This is a genomic window from Streptomyces sp. NPDC042638 (assembly GCF_040647235.1).
Lineage (GTDB): Bacteria > Actinomycetota > Actinomycetes > Streptomycetales > Streptomycetaceae > Streptomyces > Streptomyces rameus.
On record NZ_JBEZBT010000004.1, the window covers coordinates 76,198 to 99,881 of the forward strand.

General features: G+C 70.3%; 23 protein-coding genes, 3 tRNA genes and 1 pseudogene. 5 read left to right on the plus strand and 22 right to left on the minus strand.

Features of this window, described 5'->3' with window-relative positions:
- Positions 1-3 precede the first annotated feature (3 nt).
- The 10 genes from rpoB to AB0B40_RS04985 form a co-directional block, all read right to left on the minus strand.
- Complete coding sequence (rpoB, locus tag AB0B40_RS04940) at positions 4-3,489, minus strand: DNA-directed RNA polymerase subunit beta (protein ID WP_345046725.1); 3,486 nt, start codon at positions 3,487-3,489, stop codon at positions 4-6.
- 591 nt (positions 3,490-4,080) lie between these two features.
- Positions 4,081-4,464 (minus strand): 50S ribosomal protein L7/L12, encoded by a 384-nt coding sequence (gene rplL / locus AB0B40_RS04945; protein WP_345046723.1) that lies wholly within the window; start codon positions 4,462-4,464, stop codon positions 4,081-4,083.
- Positions 4,465-4,580: 116 nt separating this feature from the next.
- Complete coding sequence (gene rplJ, locus AB0B40_RS04950) at positions 4,581-5,111, minus strand: 50S ribosomal protein L10 (protein ID WP_345046722.1); 531 nt, start codon at positions 5,109-5,111, stop codon at positions 4,581-4,583.
- A gap of 1,068 nt (positions 5,112-6,179) precedes the next feature.
- Complete coding sequence (locus AB0B40_RS04955; protein ID WP_345046721.1) at positions 6,180-7,094, minus strand: hypothetical protein; 915 nt, start codon at positions 7,092-7,094, stop codon at positions 6,180-6,182.
- 167 nt (positions 7,095-7,261) lie between these two features.
- Complete coding sequence (gene rplA / locus AB0B40_RS04960; protein WP_345046720.1) at positions 7,262-7,987, minus strand: 50S ribosomal protein L1; 726 nt, start codon at positions 7,985-7,987, stop codon at positions 7,262-7,264.
- Between the two features lie 97 nt (positions 7,988-8,084).
- The gene (gene rplK / locus AB0B40_RS04965; protein ID WP_055493153.1) at positions 8,085-8,519 is read right to left on the minus strand and encodes a 50S ribosomal protein L11; all 435 of its coding nucleotides are present in this window, start codon (positions 8,517-8,519) and stop codon (positions 8,085-8,087) included.
- 109 nt (positions 8,520-8,628) lie between these two features.
- On the minus strand, positions 8,629-9,048 hold the full coding sequence (locus AB0B40_RS04970) for a hypothetical protein (protein ID WP_362262888.1): 420 nt from the start codon (positions 9,046-9,048) through the stop codon (positions 8,629-8,631).
- An 80-nt stretch (positions 9,049-9,128) separates the two neighbouring features.
- Entirely contained in the window at positions 9,129-10,064 is a 936-nt protein-coding gene (nusG, locus tag AB0B40_RS04975; protein WP_362262891.1) for a transcription termination/antitermination protein NusG, read from the minus strand.
- An 80-nt stretch (positions 10,065-10,144) separates the two neighbouring features.
- Positions 10,145-10,429, minus strand: a complete 285-nt coding sequence (gene secE / locus AB0B40_RS04980; RefSeq protein ID WP_345046806.1) for a preprotein translocase subunit SecE — start codon at positions 10,427-10,429, stop codon at positions 10,145-10,147.
- A 106-nt stretch (positions 10,430-10,535) separates the two neighbouring features.
- A tRNA-Trp gene (locus AB0B40_RS04985) sits at positions 10,536-10,608 on the minus strand.
- Positions 10,609-10,870: 262 nt separating this feature from the next.
- On the opposite strand from AB0B40_RS04985, the gene AB0B40_RS04990 reads away from it, so the two are divergent.
- Both AB0B40_RS04990 and AB0B40_RS04995 read left to right on the plus strand, forming a co-directional pair.
- Positions 10,871-12,097: a pyridoxal phosphate-dependent aminotransferase gene (locus AB0B40_RS04990; RefSeq protein WP_345046717.1), complete on the plus strand. Its 1,227-nt coding sequence runs from the start codon at positions 10,871-10,873 to the stop codon at positions 12,095-12,097.
- 125 nt (positions 12,098-12,222) lie between these two features.
- Positions 12,223-13,263 (plus strand): adenosine deaminase, encoded by a 1,041-nt coding sequence (locus AB0B40_RS04995; protein WP_362262896.1) that lies wholly within the window; start codon positions 12,223-12,225, stop codon positions 13,261-13,263.
- Here AB0B40_RS04995 and AB0B40_RS05000 read toward each other — a convergent pair.
- Positions 13,208-13,916: pseudogene (locus AB0B40_RS05000) on the minus strand (hypothetical protein). The gene AB0B40_RS04995 and the pseudogene AB0B40_RS05000 sit on opposite strands and share 56 nt — an antisense overlap.
- A gap of 47 nt (positions 13,917-13,963) precedes the next feature.
- On the minus strand, positions 13,964-14,572 hold the full coding sequence (locus AB0B40_RS05005; protein ID WP_362262899.1) for a helix-turn-helix domain-containing protein: 609 nt from the start codon (positions 14,570-14,572) through the stop codon (positions 13,964-13,966).
- 102 nt (positions 14,573-14,674) lie between these two features.
- On the opposite strand from AB0B40_RS05005, the gene AB0B40_RS05010 reads away from it, so the two are divergent.
- Complete coding sequence (locus AB0B40_RS05010) at positions 14,675-15,307, plus strand: NAD(P)H-binding protein (protein ID WP_362262902.1); 633 nt, start codon at positions 14,675-14,677, stop codon at positions 15,305-15,307.
- A 10-nt stretch (positions 15,308-15,317) separates the two neighbouring features.
- Here AB0B40_RS05010 and AB0B40_RS05015 read toward each other — a convergent pair whose 3' ends face one another.
- The 6 genes from AB0B40_RS05015 to AB0B40_RS05040 form a co-directional block, all read right to left on the minus strand.
- Positions 15,318-16,373, minus strand: a complete 1,056-nt coding sequence (locus AB0B40_RS05015) for a UDP-N-acetylmuramate dehydrogenase (protein ID WP_362262905.1) — start codon at positions 16,371-16,373, stop codon at positions 15,318-15,320.
- A 63-nt stretch (positions 16,374-16,436) separates the two neighbouring features.
- Entirely contained in the window at positions 16,437-16,865 is a 429-nt protein-coding gene (locus AB0B40_RS05020; protein WP_345046710.1) for a MaoC family dehydratase, read from the minus strand.
- 7 nt (positions 16,866-16,872) lie between these two features.
- The gene (locus AB0B40_RS05025) at positions 16,873-17,325 is read right to left on the minus strand and encodes a MaoC family dehydratase N-terminal domain-containing protein (RefSeq protein ID WP_345046709.1); all 453 of its coding nucleotides are present in this window, start codon (positions 17,323-17,325) and stop codon (positions 16,873-16,875) included.
- Between the two features lie 167 nt (positions 17,326-17,492).
- On the minus strand, positions 17,493-17,657 hold the full coding sequence (gene rpmG / locus AB0B40_RS05030) for a 50S ribosomal protein L33 (protein WP_003948671.1): 165 nt from the start codon (positions 17,655-17,657) through the stop codon (positions 17,493-17,495).
- Positions 17,658-17,747: 90 nt separating this feature from the next.
- Positions 17,748-17,820, minus strand: a tRNA-Met gene (locus tag AB0B40_RS05035).
- Positions 17,821-17,866: 46 nt separating this feature from the next.
- Positions 17,867-17,939, minus strand: a tRNA-Thr gene (locus tag AB0B40_RS05040).
- A gap of 640 nt (positions 17,940-18,579) precedes the next feature.
- Here AB0B40_RS05040 and AB0B40_RS05045 point away from each other — a divergent pair.
- Both AB0B40_RS05045 and AB0B40_RS05050 read left to right on the plus strand, forming a co-directional pair.
- Positions 18,580-19,845, plus strand: a complete 1,266-nt coding sequence (locus tag AB0B40_RS05045) for a hydrolase (RefSeq protein ID WP_362262909.1) — start codon at positions 18,580-18,582, stop codon at positions 19,843-19,845.
- A 101-nt stretch (positions 19,846-19,946) separates the two neighbouring features.
- Positions 19,947-20,603, plus strand: coding sequence for an NAD(P)H-binding protein (locus AB0B40_RS05050; protein WP_345060502.1), 657 nt, complete (start codon positions 19,947-19,949; stop codon positions 20,601-20,603).
- A 159-nt stretch (positions 20,604-20,762) separates the two neighbouring features.
- Here the strand turns inward: AB0B40_RS05050 and AB0B40_RS05055 are convergent, their stop codons facing one another.
- The 4 genes from AB0B40_RS05055 to AB0B40_RS05070 all read right to left on the minus strand — a co-directional run bounded on the left by AB0B40_RS05055 (position 20,763) and on the right by AB0B40_RS05070 (position 23,301).
- A complete protein-coding gene (locus AB0B40_RS05055) occupies positions 20,763-20,975 on the minus strand; it encodes a hypothetical protein (protein WP_345060504.1) in 213 nt (70 codons plus the stop codon).
- Between the two features lie 64 nt (positions 20,976-21,039).
- Complete coding sequence (locus AB0B40_RS05060) at positions 21,040-21,264, minus strand: hypothetical protein (RefSeq protein WP_345060506.1); 225 nt, start codon at positions 21,262-21,264, stop codon at positions 21,040-21,042.
- A 44-nt stretch (positions 21,265-21,308) separates the two neighbouring features.
- Positions 21,309-21,662 (minus strand): DUF6233 domain-containing protein, encoded by a 354-nt coding sequence (locus tag AB0B40_RS05065; RefSeq protein WP_345060508.1) that lies wholly within the window; start codon positions 21,660-21,662, stop codon positions 21,309-21,311.
- Positions 21,663-21,972: 310 nt separating this feature from the next.
- Positions 21,973-23,301, minus strand: a complete 1,329-nt coding sequence (locus tag AB0B40_RS05070; protein WP_345060510.1) for a cytochrome P450 — start codon at positions 23,299-23,301, stop codon at positions 21,973-21,975.
- Positions 23,302-23,684: the final 383 nt, after the last annotated feature.

Below are 23,684 nucleotides of genomic sequence, written 5' to 3' on the forward strand. Positions count from 1 at the left end.
CCGTCAGACCTCTTCGACGCTGCTCGGCTCGCGCCGGGACAGGTCGATGCCGAGCTCCTCCGCAGCGCGGAAGACGTCCTCGTCGGTGTCGCGCATCTCGATGGACATACCGTCGCTGGACAGCACCTCCACGTTCAGGCAGAGCGACTGCATCTCCTTGATGAGCACCTTGAAGGACTCGGGGATGCCGGGCTCGGGGATGTTCTCGCCCTTGACGATGGCCTCATAGACCTTCACGCGGCCGGTGACGTCGTCGGACTTGATGGTCAGCAGTTCCTGGAGGGCGTACGCGGCGCCGTAGGCCTCGAGGGCCCACACCTCCATCTCACCGAACCGCTGGCCACCGAACTGGGCCTTACCACCCAGCGGCTGCTGGGTGATCATCGAGTACGGACCGGTCGAGCGGGCGTGCAGCTTGTCGTCGACCAGGTGGTGCAGCTTCAGGATGTACATGTAGCCGACGGAGATCGGGTCCGGGAACGGCTCACCGCTACGGCCGTCGAACAGCCGCGCCTTGCCGGACGGGAGGACCAGACGGTCGCCGTCGCGGTTCGGGATGGTGTGCTGCAGCAGACCCGCCAGCTCGTCCTCGCGGGCACCGTCGAAGACCGGGGTCGCGACGTTGGTGCGCGGGGCGACCTGGTCGGCGCCGATGACCTGCAGGCGCTGGGCCCACTCGTCGGCGAGACCGGAGACGTCCCAGCCGCGGCTGGCGAGCCAGCCGAGGTGGATCTCCAGCACCTGTCCCGGGTTCATTCGGGACGGCACACCCAGCGGGTTGAGGATGATGTCGACCGGGGTGCCATCCTCCAGGAACGGCATGTCCTCGATCGGCAGGATCTTGGAGATGACACCCTTGTTGCCGTGGCGGCCGGCGAGCTTGTCACCGTCGGTGATCTTGCGCTTCTGCGCGACGTAGACGCGGACCAGCTGGTTCACGCCCGGCGGCAGCTCGTCGCCCTCCTCGCGGTCGAAGACGCGCACACCGATGACCTTGCCGGTCTCGCCGTGCGGCACCTTCAGCGAGGTGTCACGGACCTCACGGGCCTTCTCACCGAAGATCGCGCGCAGCAGGCGCTCCTCGGGGGTCAGCTCGGTCTCACCCTTCGGGGTCACCTTGCCGACGAGGATGTCGCCGGCGATGACCTCGGCACCGATGCGGATGATGCCGCGCTCGTCGAGGTCGGCGAGGACCTCCTCGGAGACGTTCGGGATGTCCCGGGTGATCTCCTCGGGGCCCAGCTTGGTGTCACGGGCGTCGACCTCGTGCTCCTCGATGTGGATCGAGGAGAGGACGTCGTCCTGCACGAGGCGCTGCGACAGGATGATCGCGTCCTCGTAGTTGTGACCCTCCCAGGGCATGAACGCCACGAGCAGGTTCTTGCCCAGGGCCATCTCGCCGTTCTGGGTGGCCGGACCATCGGCGAGCACCTGGCCCGTGATGATGCGGTCGCCCTCGTTGACGATGACCTTCTGGTTGACCGAGGTGCCCTGGTTGGACCGGGAGAACTTGGCCAGGCGGTACGTGATGTACGTGCCGTCGTCGTTGGCGGTGGTGATGTAGTCCGCGGAGACCTCCTGGACCACACCGTCCTTCTCGGCCTTGACCACGTCACCGGCGTCGACGGCGGAGCGGTACTCCATGCCGGTGCCGACGAGCGGGGCCTCGGACTTAATCAGCGGCACGGCCTGACGCATCATGTTCGCGCCCATGAGGGCACGGTTGGCGTCGTCGTGCTCGAGGAACGGGATCATGGCGGTCGCGACCGACACCATCTGGCGCGGCGAGACGTCCATGTAGTCCACGTCCTCGGGGCCGACGTAGTCGACCTCGCCGCCACGGCGGCGGACGAGCACGCGGGCCTCGGCGAAGCGCAGGTCGTCATTGAGCGTGGCGTTGGCCTGCGCGATGACGAAGCGGTCCTCCTCGTCGGCGGTCAGGTAGTCGACCTCGTCGGTGACCTGGCCGTCGATGACCTTGCGGTACGGGGTCTCGACGAAACCGAACGCGTTTACCCGGCCGTAGGAGGCGAGCGAGCCGATCAGACCGATGTTCGGGCCTTCGGGCGTCTCGATCGGGCACATACGGCCGTAGTGCGACGGGTGCACGTCGCGGACCTCGAAGCCGGCCCGCTCACGGGAGAGACCACCCGGGCCAAGAGCCGACAGACGGCGCTTGTGGGTGAGACCCGACAGCGGGTTGTTCTGGTCCATGAACTGCGACAGCTGGCTGGTGCCGAAGAACTCCTTGATGGAGGCGACGACCGGCCGGATGTTGATCAGGGTCTGCGGCGTGATCGCCTCGACGTCCTGAGTCGTCATGCGCTCACGCACGACGCGCTCCATACGGGCGAGACCCGTACGGACCTGGTTCTGGATCAGCTCACCGACGCTGCGCAGACGGCGGTTGCCGAAGTGGTCGATGTCATCGGTCTCGACGACGATCGTGTCGCCGTTGTCACCGGTGGTCTCGGTCTCGCCGGCGTGCAGCTGCACCAGGTACTTGATCGTCGAGATGATGTCCTCGACGGTCAGGATGCCCGCGTCCAGCGGAGCGTCCGCACCCAGCTTCTTGTTGACCTTGTAGCGGCCGACCTTGGCGAGGTCGTAGCGCTTGGGGTTGAAGTAGAGGTTCTCCAGCAGCGTCTGCGCGGCCTCACGCGTGGGGGGCTCGCCCGGACGCAGCTTGCGGTAGATGTCGAGCAGCGCGTCGTCCTGGCCCTGGGTGTGGTCCTTCTCCAGGGTGGCGCGCATCGACTCGTAGTCGCCGAACTCCTCGAGGATCTGCTCGGTGGTCCAGCCGAGCGCCTTCAGCAGCACGGTGACGGACTGCTTGCGCTTGCGGTCGATGCGGACACCGACCATGTCGCGCTTGTCGATCTCCATCTCCAGCCAGGCACCCCGGGACGGGATGATCTTGGCGGAGAAAATGTCCTTGTCGGACGTCTTGTCGATGCTGGAGTCGAAGTAGACACCGGGGGAACGGACCAGCTGAGACACAACGACACGCTCGGTGCCGTTGATGACGAAGGTGCCCTTGTTCGTCATGAGCGGGAAGTCGCCCATGAAGACCGTCTGGGACTTGATCTCACCGGTCTCGTTGTTGGTGAACTCGGCGGTGACGAAGAGCGGGGCGGCGTACGTGAAGTCGCGCTCCTTGCACTCGTCGATGGAGTTCTTCGGCGGCTCGAAGCGGTGGTCCCGGAACGTCAGCGACATCGACCCGGAGAAGTCCTCGATCGGGGAGATCTCCTCGAAGATCTCCTCCAGACCGGACTTGGTGGGGACGTCCTGACCGTTCTCCAGAGCCTCCTCGACCCGAGTCTGCCAGGCGGTGTTGCCGAGCAGCCAGTCAAAGCTCTCGGTCTGCAGCGCGAGCAGGTTCGGAACCTCGAGGGGCTCCTTGATCTTTGCAAAGGAGATGCGCAGCGGGGCGGTGCTTGCGCCGTTGTTCGTATTCGCGGTCGAGGCAGTGCGCGAGGCGGCCAAGAGGGGGTCCTTCCGAGGGCTCGGACTCACTACGCGCGTACCGGTCCCTCCCCCGCACACAGGGACAGAAACCCAGGTCAGGGGGGCTTCAGTCGACTGTGGTCAAGTGAGGGCAGACCCCTGGTGACGGGCAGGGGGCAGCTAACAGGCAGCGCAAAGGGTCAGTGTAGCCACTTGGCACACTGATGTCCAGTGCGGGTTTTCGAAGACCCTCGTTGTGCTCAACGCCCTTGTTCAACGCTCTCGGCCTGTTGCCCTCAACGCACGGTGATACTGCCCTCTTCGTCGTCGATCCATGCCTCGGATTCGGATCCTTGTGACGACGCGTCCTGAGAATTGCGCGCTGCGTGCGGTTCGTCAAGGCCCCCCTGCCGGAAGCAGGCCGTCCGGTGACACAACGAAGATCACCATACCCCTCGCCGCAGCGAGTGCAAGGCAACCGCGGTCGGTCCTCCGGATACGCCGAAGAGCGACCACCCGGATGGATGATCGCTCTTCGGTGCGTTCGCGTTACAGCCCGAGGGCGCCGGATTCAGCGCCCCACGAGACCGCGTTCAGCGCGCGTTCGAGTCCCTGGGGACCCGAAGGGTCTTACTTGACCTCGACGGAGGCGCCGGCGGCCTTGAGGGACTCGGCGGCCTTCTCGGCGGCTTCCTTGTTGACCTTCTCGAGGACCGGCTTCGGGGTGCCGTCGACGAGGTCCTTGGCCTCCTTCAGACCCAGGGAGGTCAGCTCACGCACGACCTTGATGACCTGGATCTTCTTGTCACCGGCGCCGGTGAGGATGACGTCGAACTCGTCCTTCTCCTCCTCGGCCTCGGCCGGGGCGGCCGGGCCCGCGGGGCCGGCGACGGCGACCGCGGCGGCGGCGGTGACGTCGAACTTCTCCTCGAAGGCCTTCACGAACTCGGAGAGCTCGATGAGGGTCATCTCCTCGAACTGCGCGAGCAGGTCTTCCTGGCTGAGCTTCGCCATGGTGGGCGATCCTTCCACTAATTCGGCTGGTGCCGGATGTACATGAGTGGCGGGCGTACGTCGGGCCCGCTGCGACCCTGCCGCCTCAGGCGGCGAGGATCAGAAAGCGAGCCGAATTACTCGGCACCGCCCTGCTGCTCCTGCTTGGCGCGAAGAGCGTCCACGGTGCGGACGAGCTTCGAGGGGAGGGCCTGGAAGAGCTGAGCAGCCTGGGACTGCTTGCCCTTGAAGGCACCCGCCAGCTTGGAGAGCAGAACCTCGCGGGACTCGAGGTCCGCAAGCTTCTTGATCTCGTCGGCGGACAGCGCCTTGCCGTCAAGGACACCGCCCTTGATGACGAGGTTGGGGTTGTCCTTGGCGAAGTCACGCAGACCCTTCGCCGACTCCACCGGGTCACCGGTGACGAAGGCGACGGCCGTCGGACCAGCGAAGAGCTGGTCGTCGAGCGTGATCCCGGCCTCGTTGGCCGCAATCTTGGTCAGCGTGTTCTTCACCACGGCGTACTGGGCGTTCTCACCGAGCGACCGGCGCAGCGTCTTGAGCTGCGCCACGGTGAGACCGCGGTACTCGGTCAGCACGGCGGCGTTGGAGCTGCGGAACTTGTCCGTCAGCTCCGCAACCGCGGCAGCCTTGTCGGGCCTCGCCATAGAGCCTCGGCCTCCTTCCGGGTGATTCGGACCGCGCGGACCCGAAGGAGGACTGGGGAAACGAAACGCCCCGGCGCAGGCGCTCGGGGCGGACTCGACCGGTCGCACACGCGCTCGGCGCGCGCACTCCGGGAGTTCTTCCTCAATCACCTGCGCGGGTCGTCCACTTTTCAGCGGATCCTTCGGCCACCGCACCCTTGTTCAAGCGCACGGCAACGACCAGCGGTCTTTGGCTTCTGGAAGAGAGTACGGGACCGGGGCGCCACCGAGCAAATCGGACTGTCCGCGGCCGACCGGACGCGGTGACGGCCGTGCCGACGGACGCGCTCCGGGGCCGCACCCGGCCCCACGTGCGGCGCGCACGGGCTAGGCGCCGCAGCGGGTACGACGCCGACGATGCGGCGGAGTATGCGACGCGCGACGCCGGGCGGGAGCGTGCGCGGGTCTCAGCCAAGACGGCTGCGTGTACGACGCCGGGCAGGGAGGGTGCGCGGGTCTCAGCCAAGACGGCTGCGTGTACGACGCCGGGCCGGGAGGGTGCGCGGGCCACGGCCGGGACGGCCGCGCGTACGACGCCGGGACCGGGAGCGTGCGCGGGCCTCAGCCGAGACGGCCGGAGACCACGAAGGACGCGGAGTGGCGCGATGGGCGGCGAGCGCAAGGCGGCCGGCCTCGCGGGACCACGCGGCCGCCGTCCACTGCCGGCCGGACGGCGGTGACGACCGTGTCGACGTGGCGCCCGGGCGGGGAGGGCGGCGGCCCTCACAGGACCGCGCGGCTCGCGGAGCTGCGGGGCTCGGGAGCTGTGAAGCTCAGGAAGCCGGGCGGCTGGCCCGGGGAGCTGGGCGGCTTTGGGGAGGCGGGCGGCCCGGGAAGCCGGGGGCTGTGGGGAGCTGTGCGGCTCGGCGAGCGGTGCGGCTCCAGAAGCTGTGCGGCCCGGGAAACCAGGCGGCTCGGGAAACCGGGTGGCCCGGGGAGCTGTGGAGCTGCCCCGAGGAACGCACGTTCCGGGTGCCCGGCGCATCCGCCGGTCGCGCGTTCCTCAGGGTCTCCTGGGTGGCGCCTGGCTCAGGAGACGGTGCCGGTGCCGCCCGCCGCGGTGCCGCCGGCCTTCATCATGTCCGCGAAGTCCTTGGTGTCGGAGGCCGGAGGAGCCTCGGCGGTGACCTTCACGCCGTAGTCGGTGTAGAGGGTGCTGTTGGTCATGGTGCCTTGGGCCGTGGCGGCCTTCTCGGTCTTCTTGACCAGCAGGTTCTGGTCGTTGATCCAGAGATCGACGGTGTCCGTGGTGACGCCCGCCTGGCTGAGCTGCTTCTTCAGGGCCGACAGCTGGCTCGCGCTGAGGTTGGTGGTCTTGTCCGCGAGGTCGGCGACGTTCACCGTGCCCGAGTAGTGGGTCGTGGCGACGCCGGAGATCTTCTCCTCGCCGACCTTCTTGACATCGCCGGAGGCCAGCAGCATCTTCACGGACTGGTTCGGCGTCGCGTTCTGGATCTGGTCCTTCATGTACGAACCGGAGGCGCCGCCGAGCTTGGCGAGGTCGTCGTACGAGTACTTGAGCCAGTGCTTGCCGCTGGCCCGCTGGGCGAAGGCGTCGCCCATGTGCGCGTAGTAGGCGTCCGGCAGATACCGGGCCTCCATCGACTGGGTGCCGGCCTTCTTCATCATCTCGGCCATCTGGCCGCCGGTGTACGTGATGGTGAGGTTGCCCTTGAGGCCGTTGTCCCAGGTGAGGGCGCCGTTCGCGGTCATCGCCATGAGGTCGCCGACGGACGTGGTGGAGCGCACCTTGGCCGACTCGGCCTTGTCGGTGGACTGCTCGGCAGAACGCAGAGCGGCGATGGGGCTGACGTGGATCGCGGTCTTGCCGGCCGCCTTGTCACCGCCCTTGTCGGAGCCGGAGGAGCCGCAGGCGGCCACTCCGGTCAGCGCGGCCACCACCGCTATGGAAAGGGTCGCCCGGCGCGCGGTCGTGCTCTTCATGATTAGTCCCACCCCTGATACGTGTCCTGTGCCTGCACCGTAGCCCAGGCCACTGACAGACGTGCGAAAGGTCGCACAAAGAAAGGACGGGCCCGGAACCTCCAGGGTTCCAGGGCCCGCCCTCTTCCTTACGCGTACCTGACGCGGCTACCGGGCTGAGCGAAGGCTCAGACGGCGGCCGGGTCCTCCTCGACGAGGAGGTTGCGGGTGCGGTTGGGGTCGACCGGGATGCCGGGGCCGATCGTGGTGCTGATGGCGGCCTTCTTGATGTACCGGCCCTTGGCGGCGGACGGCTTCAGACGGAGGATCTCCTCCAGCGCGGCGCCGTAGTTCTCCACCAGCTGCGAGTCGTCGAAGGACGCCTTGCCGATGATGAAGTGCAGGTTCGAGTGCTTGTCGACGCGGAACTCGATCTTGCCGCCCTTGATCTCGGTGACGGCCTTGGCGACGTCGGGGGTGACGGTGCCGGTCTTCGGGTTCGGCATCAGACCACGCGGGCCGAGGACGCGGCCGAGGCGGCCGACCTTGCCCATGAGGTCCGGGGTGGCGACGACGGCGTCGAAGTCCAGACGACCCTTCGCCACCTCGTCGATCAGTTCGTCGGAGCCGACGATGTCGGCGCCCGCGGCCTCCGCGGCCGCAGCACGGTCACCGGTCGCGAAGACCAGGACCCGGGCGGTCTTGCCGGTGCCGTGCGGAAGGTTCACGGTGCCACGGACCATCTGGTCGGCCTTACGCGGGTCGACACCCAGGCGGAAGGCGACCTCGACGGTGCCGTCGAACTTGGTGGTGGAGGTCTCCTTGGCGAGACGGACCGCCTCGAGCGGGGCGTACAGCTTCTCCCGGTCGATCTTGGCGTCCGCAGCGCGGAGAGCCTTGCTGCGCTTGCTCACAACTGCTCCTGTGTGTTCTGAAAGGAGTCGTGGTGCGGGCCGAGCAGGCCCTGCCACGTGCGACCGGCTACGGCCGCATGACTGCTGGGGGTGGGGATCAGCCCTCGACCGTGACGCCCATGGAACGCGCGGTACCGGCGATGATCTTCGCCGCGGCGTCCAGGTCGTTGGCGTTGAGGTCGGGCATCTTGGTCTGGGCGATCTCGCGGACCTGCGCCTCGGTGATCTTGGCGACCTTGGTCTTGTGCGGCTCGCCGGAGCCCTTCTCGACACCCGCGGCCTTGAGGATCATCTTCGCGGCCGGCGGCGTCTTGGTGATGAAGGTGAAGGAGCGGTCCTCGTAGACCGTGATCTCCACCGGGATGACCCAACCGCGCTGCGACTCGGTCGCGGCGTTGTAGGCCTTGCAGAACTCCATGATGTTCACGCCGTGCTGACCCAGCGCGGGGCCGACCGGCGGAGCCGGGTTGGCCGCACCGGCCTGGATCTGGAGCTTGATGAGCCCCGTGACCTTCTTCTTCTTGGGAGGCATGCTCTCTCCGGGTCCTTACTGAGAGGTTGACTGCCATCCGCGTCAACCGGATCCACGCCGATGCATGATCCCACAGATGGCATACCGCACAACGATAGCCGCTGTCCCCTCAGGACATGAAATCGCCCAGGTCAGGCGGTCTGTGCGGGCCTTCGGGCCGTCGGTCGCGCAGTACGTGAACGGCTGCGGCGAGCAGCGCGAGCAGGGTCGCGCCGACGGGCACCGCGAGCAGTGCGGCCACCGTCCCGCGGCCGGTGTCCGCGGCGAGCACGGCCCGCTCCGGCTCACCGGGCGCGGAGCGCACGTACACGGTGTCGCCCTCGGCGTGGTCCCCCGCGCGCGTGCCGACCGGCAGACCGGCGGTCACCTGCTCCCCCGCCAAGGGGTAGGTCACCGTGCAGCCGCCGAGGAGGCAGGCTCCGCCGTGGAAGGTGGCGGCGGTCGGCTCCGCGCCGCGCAGTTCGGTGCGCAGCCAGGCCGCCGGGAGGAAGACGGCGTACGTCACCGCCAGCAGCGCGAGTGCGGCCACCGTGCCGACGACGGCGGGCCGGACACGGCGAGAGCGCCCCGGTCCGGTGCTGACCGGCGGGGCGCTCTCGGGGGATGCGCTCAGTTCTTCTGGATCTGGTCGAAGGACAGCTCGACCGGGGTCTCCCGGCCGAAGATCTCCACCAGGCCCTTGACCTTCTTCGAGTCGGGGTTGATCTCGTTGATGGTCGCCTGCAGCGTGGCGAACGGACCGTCGGTGACGGTGACCGAGTCGCCGACCTCGAAGTCCAGCACCTGGACCTCGACCTTGCGCTGCGGGGCGGGCTTGCCCTCGGCCTCGCGGGCGGCCTTCTCCTCGGCCTCCGGGGCGAGCATCTTGACGATCTCGTCCAGGGTCAGCGGGTACGGGTCGTAGGCGTTGCCGACGAAGCCGGTGACTCCGGGGGTGTTGCGGACGACACCCCAGGACTCGTTGGTCAGGTCCATACGAACCAGGACGTAACCCGGCAGCTTGTTCTGCTTGATCGTCTTGCGGTCGCCGTTCTTGATCTGGACGACCTCCTCCTGCGGCACCTCGGCCTGGAAGATGTAGTCCTCGACGTTCAGCGAGACGGCGCGCTGCTCCAGGTTGGTCTTCACGCGGTTCTCGTAACCGGCGTAGGTGTGGATGACGTACCACTCACCGGGCAGGGTGCGCAGTTCCTCGCGCAGGGCCTGGATCGGGTCGACCGGGGCGGCCGGCTCTTCCTCCGCGGCTTCCGCGACGGCGACGTCCTCGTCGGTGCCGGCCTCGACGTCCTCGTCGGTGTCCGTCTCGACGTCCTCGTCGGTCTCGACGGCTCCGGCCTCGATGTCCTCGTCGGTCTCGGCGATGTGGTCGCCCTCGTCCTCGATGTGCAGGGCGGCAACCTCGGCCGGCTCCCCCGCCTCGGCCTCGGCAGCCTCGAACTCGTCCTGCTCGTCCGCGCCCTCGACGATGTCGAGCTCGTCATCCGCCGTGTCGGCAGCCAGCCCGCGGGGCTCAGTGGCGTCGTCGTTCAGGTTCGGGTCAGACACGATGGCTGCTTCTTCCTGGATACAGAGGGGTGGAACATGCGAAAACGGGCGCCGGTGCCACGGCGCCCTTCGCTCTTGGCTCAGCCGAAGACGTACTTGGCCGCGTGGTTGAGCCCATAGTCAATCACGGTCACCAGCGCGATCATGATGGCGACGAAGAAGATCACCACAGTGGTGTACGAAGTCAGCTGGTTACGCGTGGGCCAGACGACCTTGCGGAGTTCCGCGATGATCTGGCGGTAGAACGTAGCGAGGCGCTTGAGCGGGCCCTTCTTGGCGCGCTTGCCGCCCTTGCGAGTCTTCTTGGACTCGGGCACCTCGTCCTGGGCATCAGGCGTGTCGATGGAGCCCACGGCGTCCGTCATTGTCCTCACCTGGTCCCGGGTCGTGGCCGTGCCGCGCCCGGTTTCTGAGCCGCACGGCGGTGCATTGCTGTACGTACCTGCGCACACATCCTGGCGGTGTGTGTAGCAGGGCCGGAGGGACTTGAACCCCCAACCGCCGGTTTTGGAGACCGGTGCTCTACCAATTGAGCTACGACCCTTTGTGTGTCCCCCAACGTACCGCATCCGACCGAGTGCTCGGTGTGCACCGGTTTCGGCGGCGGCTGCCGGAGGCCAACGAGGTGAGAGTGTACGTGCTCCACGCCCCGGCGTCGAACAGAAAGTGCCCGTCCGGGACCGCTCCGCCAAAGATCGTCCTGGCCCGGGGCCGTATTCGGATCCCTGTTCACGCCTCGACCCCTTGCTGTTCAGTCTGTGAAACCCGTGTGCCGGGGGGATTTCCGGTCTGGAACGATGGGCGGCATGAGCGCTGCAATCCCACCCACCGAGCGCCGGGTCTCCGCCCGAGTCGGCGCGATCTCCGAGTCCGCCACCCTCGCCGTGGATGCCAAGGCCAAGGCCCTGAAGGCCGCCGGGCGTCCGGTGATCGGCTTCGGCGCCGGTGAGCCCGACTTCCCGACCCCGGACTACATCGTCGAGGCGGCCGTCGAGGCCTGCAAGAACCCCAAGTACCACCGCTACACGCCGGCCGGCGGCCTGCCCGAGCTGAAGTCCGCGATCGCCGCGAAGACGCTGCGCGACTCCGGCTGGGAGCCCGACGTCTCGCAGATCCTGGTCACCAACGGTGGCAAGCAGGCCATCTACGAGGCCTTCGCCGCGATCCTCGACCCGGGCGACGAGGTCATCGTCCCGGCGCCGTACTGGACGACGTACCCGGAGTCGATCCGCCTGGCCGGCGGTGTCCCGGTGGAGGTCGTGGCCGACGAGACGACCGGCTACCGCGTCTCGGTGGAGCAGCTGGAGGCGGCGCGCACGGAGAAGACGAAGGTCGTCCTCTTCGTCTCCCCGTCCAACCCGACCGGCGCCGTGTACTCCGAGGCCGAGTCCGAGGCGATCGGCCGCTGGGCCGTCGAGCACGGCCTGTGGGTGCTCACCGACGAGATCTACGAGCACCTGGTCTACGGCGACGCCGCCGCGGTGTCCCTGCCGGCGCTCCTGCCCGAGCTGCGCGACAAGTGCATCGTGGTCAACGGCGTGGCGAAGACGTACGCCATGACCGGCTGGCGCGTGGGCTGGGTCATCGGCCCGAAGGACGTCGTCAAGGCCGCGACGAACCTGCAGTCGCACGCCACCTCGAACGTCTCCAACGTCGCCCAGGTGGCCGCCCTGGCCGCCGTCTCCGGTGGCCTGGAGGCCGTCGCGGAGATGCGCGAGGCGTTCGACCGGCGCCGCAGGACGATCGTGCGGATGCTCAACGAGATCGACGGCGTGGTCTGCCCGGAGCCCGAGGGCGCGTTCTACGCCTACCCCTCGGTCAAGGCGCTGCTCGGCAAGGAGATCCGCGGCAAGCGCCCGCAGGACTCGGTCGAGCTGGCCGCGCTGATCCTGGAGGAGGCCGAGGTCGCGGTCGTCCCGGGTGAGGCCTTCGGCACGCCGGGCTATCTGCGGCTGTCGTACGCGCTCGGCGACGAGGACCTCGTCGAGGGTGTGAGCCGGATCCAGAAGCTGCTGGCGGAGGCCAGGGACTGACCGGCCCGTTCATGACACAGGGGCACCCCGCAAGCCCGCGGGGTGCCCCTGTTCGTTTGTGCGAGCAAGACCACGTACGGGGAAACGGCTACCGGTATGACGGGTGGGTACGGCAGGATCCTGGGATGGAGCGTGTACGTGACCTCTCTGAGCTGCCGAAAGCCCATCTGCACCTGCACTTCACCGGCTCGATGCGGCCGGGGACGGTCCTGGAACTGGCCGACAAGTACGGCGTCCGCCTGCCCGACGCGCTGACGGAAGCCCTCACCAGCGGGGAACCGCCCAGCCTGCGCGCCACGGACGAGCGGGGCTGGTTCCGTTTCCAGCGGCTGTACGACGCGGCGCGCTCCTGCCTGCGCGAGCCGGAGGACATCCAGCGCCTGGTCCGGGAAGCCGCTGAGGAGGACGTCAGGGACGGCTCGGGCTGGCTGGAGATCCAGGTGGACCCGACGTCGTACGCGCCCAGGCTCGGCGGGCTGATCCCGGCCCTGGAGATCATCCTGGACGCGGTGGACACGACGTCCCGGGAGACCGGCCTCGGCATGCGTGTCCTGGTCGCCGCGAACCGCATGAAGCACCCGCTGGACGCGCGCACGCTGGCCCGGCTGGCCGTGCGGTACGCGGACCGGGGCGTGGTCGGCTTCGGGCTCTCCAACGACGAGCGGCGGGGCCTGGCCCGGGACTTCGACCGGGCCTTCCACATCGCGCGCGAGGGCGGTCTGCTGTCGGCACCGCACGGCGGTGAGCTGACCGGCCCGGCGTCGGTCCGGGACTGCCTGGACGACCTGCACGCCACGCGGATCGGGCACGGGGTGCGGGCGGCCGAGGACCCGCGGCTGCTGAGGCGGCTGGCGGAGCGGGGCGTGACCTGCGAGGTGTGCCCGGCCTCGAACGTCGCCCTCGGTGTGTACGAGAAGCCGCAGGACGTGCCGCTGCGCACCCTCTTCGAGGCGGGCGTCCCGATGGCCCTGGGCGCCGACGACCCGCTGCTGTTCGGTTCCCGGCTGGCCGCGCAGTACGAGCTGGCCCGCCACGTCCACGGCTTCACCGACGCCGAACTGGCGGAGCTGGCCCGGCAGTCGGTGCGGGGCTCCGCCGCCCCGGAGAAGGTCAGGCAGCGGCTGCTGGCCGGCGTGGACGACTGGCTGGCGCGCCCGGCCGCCTGAAGTGGGCGTAGGGCGGATAGGCCCGGAAGCAGACGAGCACCTCGACCGGGTGTCCACCGCCGGGCGGCTGGACCAGCTCCGGCAGCACCGCCATCAGCGCCGGACGGCCCTTGGCGACGCCCTTCCGGTACGGCCCCCGGGCCGCGGCGTACGCGAGCGCGGTGGCCGTCTCGGCGAACACGTCCCGGCTGCCGAAGAGAAAGAACGTCCGCGCGCGCGTGGCGTGCCGCAGATCGTCCCGGGAGCCGGCCCGCTCCCGGCGCTCGCGCCAGGCGGCGGCGTCCCGGGCGGTGCGTGACTCGTCGGTGCGCCCGGTCAGCGGGGTGCCCTGCCGCAGCCTCCGGCGCAGTTCGGGCCACTGGCCGGGGCGCAGCCCGAGGCCGTGGTGGGCGAGGACGAGGTCGACGGTGTCGCCGACGCCCTCGGGGGGCGGGACACCGTCACGCAGCGGCACGTGGACGATCGTGTGCCGGGAGCAGGCGGCGAAGGCGAACAGGCCCGCGAGCCGGTCCAGCCCGTCGTGGTCGCCGCAGAGCATCCCGACGGGAATCGGGGGCGCGCAGGGAGGTGTGGCGCAGGGTGTGCCGGGGCTGGACGATCCGGTACGCGTACGGGCCCGTCCGGGGCCGGAACTCGCGCAGTCTCAGCCGCATGTGCGGTGCCTCATGTGCGGTGCCTCATGGCAGCTGGGTCGCGGGCCTCAGGGCCGGTCCGCAACGGAGATTCCGCCCAGCAGCGTGGAGGCGAGCCGGGCGGCGAACTCCTCCACCGGCGGCCGTTCGCCGTTCGCCACGGCGTCGTAGGCGTACGCGCGGTGGGCGCAGGCGCCCAGGAGCAGGGAGGCGGCGGCGTAGGTGTCGGCGTCGGCGCGGACCCGGCCGGCGGCCTGTTCGGCGCGCAGGTAGGAGTCGAGGCCCTGGATGGGCAGGTGCGGGCCGGAGCCGATGGCGCGCAGGGCGTCGTAGTGGCGCTGCTTGAGCTGGGTCTCGGCGTACAGGGAGGCGGCGATCGGGAAACTCTGCTCGTAGAAGAGGGCGGCCTCGCGGGCGATCTCGGTGAGGTTGCCCTCCAGGGTGCCCTGCCCCGGTTCGGCGGAGAGGCTGCGCAGCAGCGGGGTGAGCCGGGGCAGGCGCTCGTCGAGGACCTGCACGAACAGCTCTTCCTTGCTGTCGAAGTACTTGTAGAGGGCCGCTTCGGAGCAGCCGGCCGCGCGGGCGATCTCCTTGGTGGTGGCGCGGGCCAGCCCGACGGTGAGCATCAGTTCGTGGGCGGCGTCGAGGATGCGGACCCGCGCCGGCTTGGTCTCCACGGGGCTCCTTTTCGGACTTGACGGGTGGGTGAGTGCTTACCCACTCTAGGGGACAACGAGGTGAGTAAGCACTCACCCACCTGACGAGCAGGGGGAGCCGCCATGAAGCTGACCGTCTTCGGTGCCACCGGGGGGATCGGCCGGGAACTGGTCCGCCAGGCCCTGGACGCCGGTCACGAGGTCACGGCTGTCGTCCGGGACCCGGCCAGGCTCGGCCTCACCGGCGATCGCCTGGAGGTCGTCCGCAGCGGCCTGACCGACCCGCAGGAGCTGCGCACCGCCGTCCGGGGCCGGCACGCCGTCCTGTCCGGCCTGGGCGCGCGCAGCCGCAAGGACGCCGGTGTGACCACCCGGCTGACCCGTACCGTCCTGGGCGCCATGGAGGCGGAGGGCACCCGCCGGCTGCTGGTCGTCAGCGCCGGTCCGGTCGGGCCGGCCGCGGAGGGCGAGGGCGCCCTGGACCGCGGGATGCGCACTCTGGTGTCTGCGGTCCTCAAGGACGTCTACGCCGATCTGGGCGAGATGGAGGCCGACCTGGCCCGCAGCGGTACGGACTGGACGTCCGTACGGCCGCCGCGGCTGCAGGACAAGCCGCTCACCGGCCGCTACCGCACCGTGATCGGCGGCTTCCCGCCCAAGGGCCGCTTCATCGCGCGCGCGGACGTCGCGCACGCGATGCTGTCGATGATCGACGCCGGGGAGACCCTGAAGCAGGGGGTGGGCGTCGCCTACTGAGCCGCCCCGGTCACAGGCTCACACCCACGGTCACCGGCTCGTTGACCAGCGTGACCCCGAAGGCCTCGCGGACGCCGGCGACCACCTCGCGGGCCAGGGCCAGCAGGTCCTCCGTAGTGGCGCCGCCCCGGTTGGTGAGGGCGAGGGTGTGCTTGGTGGAGATGCGGGCGGGACCGGTGCCGTAGCCCTTGCCGAAGCCCGCCTTGTCGATCAGCCAGGCCGCGGACGTCTTCGTACGGCCCTCCCCCGCCGGGTAGGCGGGCGGCTCGACGCCCTCGCCCAGCCGCTCGCGCACGCGCGCGTGGAACGCGGTGAACTGCTCGTCGGTGAGGATCGGGTTGGTGAAGAAGGACCCGGCCGACCAGCTGTCGTGGTCCTCGGGGTCCAGCACCATGCCCTTCCCGGCGCGCAGCTTCAGCACGGCCTCACGGGCCTCGGCCAGCGGCACCCGGCCGCCGGGCTCCACGCCGAGCGCGCGGGCCGCCTCGGCGTACTTGACCGGGGAAGACAGCCCTCCCGCGTCCTCCAGCTCGAAACGGACCCGGAGCACGACATAGCGCTCGGGGTCGGCCTTGAAGCGGCTGTGGCGGTACGAGAAGGCGCACTCGCCGTTCGTCAGCGTGACCGTCTCGCCGGCCCGCCGGTCGTACGCGATCACTTCCGTGATCGTCGAGGAGACCTCCTGGCCGTAGGCGCCCACGTTCTGGATCGGCGTGGCGCCCGCGGACCCGGGGATGCCGGCGAGGCATTCGAGCCCGGCGAGCCCGGCCTCCACGGTGCGGGCCACGGCGTCGGTCCACACCTCGCCGGCCGCCACCTCCAGGGTGGTGCCGCGCAGTTCGACACCGCGGGTGGCGATGCGCAGGGCGGTGCCGTCGAAGCCCTTATCGCCGATGACGAGGTTCGATCCGCCGCCGATGACCAGCAGCGGGGTGCCGGTGTCGTCGGCCTCGCGGACCGCGGCGATCACGTCGGCGTCGGTCGCGGCGGTCACCAGCCGCGTCGCGGGGCCGCCCAGCCTGAAGGTGGTCAGCGGGGCAAGGGGGGCGTCGTGGAGTACCTGCACGGGCCCAAGACTACGAGACGCCTCCGACGGCGCCGCCCAGCCGTGGGCCCTCGGCGTCGGCCGTCAGGCCAGCCGCACGACCGCCCGGGACATGCCCAGCACCTTCTGGCCGTCGCTCGTCGCCGTCAAGTCGACCCGCACGGTGTTGTCGTCCAGCTTGGCCGCGACCTTGCCGCTGACCTCGATCAGGGCACCCTGGTCGTCATCGGGGACGACGACCGGCTTGGTGAAGCGGACGCCGTACTCCACGACCGCGCCCGGGTCCCCGGTCCAGTCCGTCACCACGCGGACTGCCTCGGCCATGGTGAACATGCCGTGCGCGATGACGTCCGGCAGACCCACCTCCCTGGCGAACCTCTCGTTCCAGTGGATCGGGTTGAAGTCCCCGGAGGCACCCGCGTAGCGCACCAGCGTGGCGCGCGTCACGGGGAAGCTCTGCGCCGGCAGCTCGGTGCCGACCTCGACGTCGTCATACGCGATCTTCGCGGTCATCGGCTGTTCACGCCTCCTCGGCCGCGCGGGCCACGAGCTTGGTCCAGGCGGTCACGACGTGCTCGCCGGCCTCGTCGTGCACCTCACCACGGATGTCCAGGATGTCGTTGCCCGCGAGGGACTTGATCCTCTCGATCGTGGACGTCACCGTGAGCCGGTCGCCGGCGCGCACAGGGCGGGCGTAGACGAACTTCTGGTCACCGTGCACCACCCGGCTGTAGTCGAGCCCCAGCTGCGGGTCCTGGACCACCTGTCCGGCGGCCCGGAAAGTGATGGAGAACACGAAGGTCGGCGGGGCGATCACATCGGAGTGGCCGAACGCCTTGGCGGCCTCGGGATCCGTGTACACCGGGTTGGTCTCGCCCACCGCCTCGGCGAACTCGCGGATCTTCTCCCGGCCCACCTCATAGGGCGCGGTGGGCGGGTAGGTCCGTCCCACGAAGGACTGGTCGAGCGCCATGGCCCGGCACCTCCTGACGTCTGCTGTGATGGCCCCAAATTAGCCGGAAACCCGCCACGGAATGCGCATGGGGCTGATGAGGCGGCATGGGTACCTGGTTGCCGAGTCGGCGGAAACGCCGTGAGGCCGCCCCCTCGGAAGGGGACGGCCTCACGAACGAGCCTGATTTATCGCGTCTCGCGGTGCGCGGTGTGCGCATTGCAACGCGGGCAGTGCTTCTTCATCTCCAGGCGATCCGGGTTGTTACGCCGGTTCTTCTTGGTGATGTAGTTCCGCTCCTTGCACTCCACGCAGGCCAGCGTGATCTTCGGGCGGACGTCGGTGGCAGCCACGTGAGTGCTCCTAAGACGAACGGATGGACTGATTCAACGCAAGCAAGAGTAGCCGATCGAAGGACCGACCCCGCAATCGGCTACTGTCAGTAGCGGTGACCGGACTTGAACCGGTGACACAGCGATTATGAGCCGCTTGCTCTACCGACTGAGCTACACCGCTTTGATGAGATCGGACCCCGTCTTGCGACGGGGACCTCTCACACCAGAGCCCCAAAACGGAATCGAACCGTTGACCTTCTCCTTACCATGGAGACGCTCTGCCGACTGAGCTATTGGGGCGAGCGATGAAGACATTACACGGTCCGCCGCCGTTCGCCCAAATCCGTTTCCCTCCGCCCGCCCCGGCCCTCCCCACCGCCCTCCCGGCATCCCGCCGGCCTCACGCGACGCACCTCTCCGCCACCGCCACCGCCGCTCCCGCGCGCGGGAGCGGCGGGAGCCACGGGAGCCACGGGAGCCGCGACGGGAAGGCGAACGAGCCCGCGCGGCGGGCGTCGCACCGACCGGCGTCGCGGACAGCGGCGGCACGCGCGCGTGGAGCAGACGGCGGCACGCGCGCGTGGAGCGGACGGCGGCACGCGCGCGTGAACGTGAGCCCGGGCGGGCCGCGCAGGGGAGGCTCCACGCGCGCGAGCGCCGTGGGTGTGCGGCGTTGAGCGTCAGCGTGGGCCTGGGCGTCGTCGGTGCGGCTCGCGCACGCGAGCGTCGCCCACGCGCGGCGCCGGCCGCGCGCGTGGGCGACATGTGTGGCCGCTGTGGCCGCCTGGGGCGGACCACGCCGGTACGACTATTGCGCTCCTGCACGACCCGCGCGGCTCGCGACCCTAGGCTCGACTCACTCTGTGTGATCTTGGGCCGTCACAGCCCCGGATCCCGTATGCCGGCCCGCCGAGCCCCCCGGCCCCGACCCTGGAGCGCGATGCCCGACAGCCAGCCGCAGCCGCAACCGCCGTCGAACTCGTCGGGGTCCTCGGGGCCGTCCGACCCGGCCGCCCTCCTGCTCTGCGGGGCGCGGCTCACCGACGGCCGGACCGTGGACGTGCGGCTCGGCGGAGGGCGTATCGAGGCGGTGGGTACGACCGGCAGTCTCGCCCCGGGACCGGCCCGAGCGGGCGTCACGCGCGTGGACCTGAGCGGCTATCTGCTCCTGCCGGCGCCGGCGGAGCCCCACGCCCACGGCGACACCGCCCTGTCCGCCGACTGTCCCGGCCCGGTGTCGTACACCCCCGAGGACGTCCAGCGCCGGGCGACCGAGGCGGCACTGCTGCAGCTCGGGCACGGGGCGACGGCGCTACGCGCGCACGTGCGCGTGGGCGACGTCCAGGGGCTCGGCGCGCTGGGCGCGGTCCTGCAGGCACGGCGGTCGCTGCGGGGGCTGGCCGAGCTGACGACGGTGGCGATGCCTCGGCTGCTGACCGGGGTGGCCGGGGCGGAGGGGCTCGCGATGCTGCGGGACGCGGTGAAGATGGGCGCCTCCGTGGTGGGCGGCTGCCCGGACCTGGACCCGGATCCCACGGGCTATGTGGAGGCGGTTCTGGAGGTGGCCTCCGAACACGGCTGCCCGGTGGACCTGCACACGGACGCCTCCGACCCGGCCCGGCTGTCCCGGCTCGCGGTCATGGCGGGGCGCCTGCGCCCCGGCGTGACGATCGGACCGTGCGCGGGGCTCGCGCGCCTGTCCGCCGACGCCGCCTCCCGCGCAGCCGACCAGCTCGCGGCGGCCGGCGTGACGGTGGTGTGCCTGCCCCAGGGCGGCTGCGGCGGCGCCGACCGGCGGGGCACGGCACCGGTACGGGTGCTGCGGGCGGCCGGGGTGCGGGTGGCGGCCGGAAGCGGGGCCATGCGCGACGTCTCCAACCCCGTCGGCCGCGGCGACCCCCTCGAGGCGGCCTACCTGCTCGCCTCCGCGCACGGCCTGCGCGCGGAGGACGCCTACGACGCCGTGTGCGCGTCGGCCCGCGCGGTGCTGGGCCTGCCCGAGGTGCGTGTGGAGGCGGGCTTCCCCGCCGAGCTCCTTGCCGTACGCGGTGACCATCTCGCCGGCGCGCTCTCCCTGGCCTACAGCCGGATCGTGGTGCACCGGGGCCGGGTGGTGGCCCGTACCAGTGCGGTGCGCGAGTACTGCAACTCGGCTGCGGCGGCGGAGCTAGGGCTGCCGCGGCAGGGGCGCGGGGAACTGTCCTGAGCCCCCGGCGGGGCGGCCCGGGGCCGAGGAGCCCGCAGGGCTGTCCGCGCGCCGGTTAACTCGTGCGGCGGATGAGGCCCTTCGGGCGTACGGTCGGAATCATGCGCATTGTCATCGCTGGTGGTCATGGTCAGATTGCGCTGCGGCTGGAGCGTCTGCTTTCCGCGCGCGGGGACGACGTGGCGGGCATCATCCGCAAGCCCGAACAGGGCGACGATCTCCGGGCGGCCGGCGCCGAACCGGTCCTGCTCGACCTGGAGTCCGTCTCGGTGGAGGGGGTCGCCGCGCACCTGCAGGGCGCGGACGCGGCGGTCTTCGCGGCGGGCGCGGGCCCGGGCAGCGGCAAGGCCCGCAAGGAGACGGTGGACAAGGGCGCGGCGGTGCTGTTCGCGGACGCGGCCGTACGCGCGCGCGTACGCCGCTTCGTCGTGGTGTCCTCGATGGGCGCTGATCCCGCGCACCAGGGGGACGAGGTCTTCGACGTGTACCTACGCGCCAAGGGCGAGGCCGACGCCTACATCGCCCGGCAGGAGGCGCTGGACTGGACGATCCTGCGCCCGGGCTCGCTGACGGACGACCCGGGCACCGGCCTGGTCCGCATGGAGGCGCACACGGGGCCGGGCTCGATCCCGCGGGACGACGTGGCGGCCGTCCTCGCGGAACTGGTGGACACGCCGGCGACGGCCGGTCTCACGCTGGAGCTGATCAGCGGTTCGACGCCGGTGTCGGTAGCGGTCAAATCCGTCGCCGGGAACTGAGTCGGCGACCGGAACAGCAGCCGACCGCCGTAACGGAATCCGGCCGCCGGAACCGAGTCCGACCGCCGGAGCCGAAAACGGAACCGGCCGCCGAGCGTTGACCGGTAGCGTCCGCCGGCGGCCGGTCGGAAGCCGGGCGGAACGCCAGAACTCAGAACATCAGAACAGGGGCAGCTGTCCGGGAAAGTCCGGCACGACGTAGCCGTCCAGGGACGGCTGTTCCGCGCCGAGTTGTGCCTGGCGTCGCGACCCGGCGCAGGAGAGGAGTTCTCCGTTCTCCCGTGCCCCGGGCGGGTCGTGTCGCGCGAAGCGGCCGGCGACGACGGCGATTTCGCGACGGCACACGGGACAGGTTCTGCGTCGGGAGGACATGCCGCCAGTGTGCCCGGAACGGGACCGTCGGTGCGCCTCCGCACGGGCGGGAGCGGCTGCTCGGTCAGGTCCGGGTCTCCGTTTCCCACCGGTCGGGGCCCACTCCGCGCCAGTCGATCAGCGGCGAGTCGGCCACCTCTTCCGGTTCGATCTCCAGCCCGGCCCGGCGCAGGAACTCCACCAGGTCCCCCACGTTGTGCGCGAGGCCGAGGATCTCGCCGTCCACCCGCACCCGGCGACCGCCGGTCGGAGACGGCAACTGCACGATGATGGGACGTTTCCCGGCCATGGCTCCAGCATCATCCGGACCGCCCGGGCCCGCACCCGGGCCGGTCATTCGAGAATCCCCAGCGCGGTATCCGGCCGGCACAGCGGGCACGCGGGGACTCCTTCCTCGGTGAGGGCACGTACCGCCTCTTCGCGCCCGGCGCCCTTCGCCCGCCCGCCCGCGCCCGTACAGCCACCGACATGGACGTACACCGCGCTACGGCCGTTCAGACCACGCTCGACCACCCACTCCGGGCAGGCCTGCCGGGCGGCGGTACGACGCTGCCGTTCGGCCTCCCGGCGCTCCTCGTCGGTGATCCACCGGTCCATCAACGCAAGCTGCCGGGCAGCTTGGTGCTCGACGACGCGGCGGGCGAAGCGCAGCATGTCGAGACGCGTCAGCGGACGGTTCTCGTTCACACGTTCGATTCTAGTGCCGCCGACGGGAAGTGCGACAGCGGGACCGCCGGAACGGCGAACCGGCGGTCCCGGTCCGCCTCCGCGGGGGAAACGGTGAGGCAGGAGCAGGGTGACCGGCACCGGCCTCGGCGTGCCCCTCAGCCTCGCGGGCACCGCGACCGCGACCGCTTCCGGTTGGCGGTCGAAACGACGGCCACGGGCGAGCCGGTCGGGACGGTCGGTCGGCTCGCATCGCACCGGCCCTGTTCCAGGATGGTTCGAGTTCGATGTCGCGATCGGCACCGGCCACGCCGCTCATCCGGGCGGTCGGTCACTCGAAGCAGGACCGCTCCCGGTCGCGCGAGGTGGCACGCAGGCGCAGGCCGGCGGTCGCGAGCCCTTCGAAGGTGGTCACCTGGTAGCCGGGTTCCGGTCCGGGCGGCTCGCTCAGGTGGTAGCGGCGGGCGGTCTGCGCGGTCAGGAGCGTCAGCATCGCCATGGCCAGAGCGGCTCCCTCGCAGCCATGCGGACCGGTGCCGAAGGAGAGGAACACCCCGGGTTTCGCGGGCGGATCCGAATCCGAATCGTCGAGCCAGCGCTCGGGCTGGAACTCGTCCGGCTCGGAGTGCTCCCGTGGGTCGCGCTGGGCGGTGTAGGGGCAGACGAGAACGGTGGACCCGGCGTCGATGGTGTAGTCGTCGAGCTGAGTCCGTCGTGGGGTGCGCCGGGTCAGCAGCCAGCTCGGAGGGTGCAGCCGGAGCACCTCGCGTACGAGAGCCTGCGTGTATCGCAGGCTGTCGAGGTGGGTACTGGTCGTCGCGGCCGGGTTCGCGGGCAGCACGGCGGCTTCGGCAGCGACACGGGCCGCCGCCTCGGGGTGCCGGGCCAGGTGGAGCAGGATCCATCCGGCTGCCCGGGTAGGTGCCTCGAAGGTGGCGACGGTGATTCCGGGGAGCGTGTCGAGGATGGCCTCTTCCGGCAGCAGGCCGTAGCGCGGGGAGGGCCGCAGCATGTGCCCCAGCACATCGTCGCCGAGGCGGCCCGATGAACGGCGCCGGCGGACGATGGGCCGCAGAGCGTCGGTGAAGGCGATTTGCTGTCGCGTGCGGAACCGCCGTGCCGGTGTGGGGATCCAGCGCGGCCACACCCAGCGCGAGGGGCGGGCGAGCGCCTCCCGGGCCAGGAAGAGCTGTGGGGCAAAGGGCAGCAGGGCGGGAGTGTCTTCGGAGAAGAGGTAGTGCACGCCGATCTCCGCCAGGGTGGGCCGCACCAGAGGCAGGATCTCGACGTCCCGGCCCATGGGCCACTGGTCGGCGAACCGGGCAGTGGTGGGCGCCATCTCACCGATCCGGGCCGCGACCGCCTGCGGGCGCAGTCCGCGCATGCGGGCGGCGTGTGCGTGGGCACGCTGCTCAGGCGTCGTTGCTCCGCTCGGCCACTTCAACGGCGGGAAGAGAGGCGAGGGTGCCTTGCGGAAGTCCTGCGAACGGCGCAGGACTTCTTCACACGGGCCGGCCGTGGCGGTCACGTAGACGCCCGGCTCCAGCTGCCAGACGTCCCCGCACTCGTCAGCACCACGGCGCGCCATCGCCAGCCGGTCACGGCTCCAGGCCGCGAAGCCGCCTCCGGGCAATCGCGGCGGCTCATTGATTCGGCCCATGAGATCGTCCTGACTTCCGTACCCGTCCAGGTCGATGTCGTCGGCAGTGTGGCTCGGAGCCGGCGGGCACCAGGGGCGCCCGCCGATAGTGCGGTCAGGCCCTAGTTGTCGCCGGCGTACGCATGCCAGTCGTGTTCCCCGTACGCACCGTAGTGCCGGGTGAAGGACAGCTTGCTGAGCAGCTTGGCGATCATGACGCACTCCTCTCGCATGAATGCCACACTTGTTCATGTTGCCACATATGCCATATTTGTCATGTTAAGGGCGGCGACTGCCCGGGCGGACCAGCCGGAGTGGACAGGGCCCGAGCACCCGGTGCCAACTTGGGGAGAAGGGTTCCGCCGGGTTCCGCCGGGGGCCGTTCCCGCGCGGCTGCCCGGATG